1 protein-coding gene is annotated in these 1,076 nt (G+C 55.0%); it reads left to right on the top strand.

Going from position 1 to position 1,076, the window contains the following annotated elements; genetic code table 11:
- Positions 1–188 precede the first annotated feature (188 nt).
- On the top strand, positions 189–1,076 hold an 888-nt coding region (gene murI, locus Q0338_RS10410; protein ID WP_298086662.1), incomplete at its 3' end, for a glutamate racemase.

Here is a 1,076-nt window from a genome sequence, read left to right as displayed (position 1 = left end):
TTTGAATCCTTTTTAAATTTAACCGATTTTACGCCAAATTTGATTAAAAACAGCAGCAAAAAGGTCAAATTTGAATGTCGGTGAAGGCGCGGGTCTAGCTGCCGTAAAAAGGCAAATTTGCGTTCAAATGCGAAATCGCCGCAAATTTGAGCTATAATCGCGAATAAAATTTAACCTTGGATAAAGATTTGAAAATAGCTTTTTTTGACTCGGGTATCGGCGGGCTTAGCGTGCTAGCCGAGGCTCTGAGGCGGTTTAGCGGGGCGGAGTTTTTGTATTTTGCCGACGAGGATCACGTCCCCTACGGCACGAAAAGTAGGGCCGAGATCGTGCGGCTGAGCCTCGATGCGGTGGAGTTTTTGGTCTCGCGCGGCGCGGACGCAGTCGTTGTCGCTTGCAACACCGCCACGAGCGCGGCTGTCTCGGAGCTTCGCGGCGCATTTAGCGTGCCCGTCATCGGCATGGAGCCCGCCGTCAAGCTCGCTGCGGATAGCTTCGGCGCGCGCCCGACGCTGCTCATTGCCACGCCGCTAACAATCGCTGGCGAAAAGCTCGCGCGCCTCGTGGGACGGCTAGAGTGCGAGACGTGGAGCTTACCGCTACCCCGCCTCGTGGAGTTCGCGCAGGATTTGGAGTTTGACTCGCCCGCGGTTCGGGCGTATCTGCGCCAGGAGCTGGGTAAATTTGAGCTTGAGCGCCTGGGCTCGCTCGTGCTTGGTTGCACGCATTTTAACTATTTTAAGGACGTTTTGCGCGAAATTTTACCGCCTCACGTGCGCATCATCGACGGTATCGACGGCACGCTAAACCGCCTTGCAAGCGAGCTAGACGGAGGGCTAAAGCTCGCGTGCGGCGAGGATTTTTCGGCACTGGCGGGTAAATCTGACGCAGATGGCGGCGTAAAATTTGATACGAATTTATCGGCGCAAGGCGGTAAATTTGATGCGGAAGGGAACGACGAAAGCGGCGGCGGACAGGGCGCAGAAAGACGCGACGAGAGTGGTAGTAAAATTTACTATCCAAACGGCAACAGCGTGGAGTATTTTTACTCGGGCAGGGCGCTAGATGCGGCGCAG

The organism is uncultured Campylobacter sp., from assembly GCF_938018145.1.
Classification (GTDB): Bacteria; Campylobacterota; Campylobacteria; order Campylobacterales; family Campylobacteraceae; genus Campylobacter_A.
This window is presented reverse-complemented; position numbering and strand designations above follow the sequence as displayed.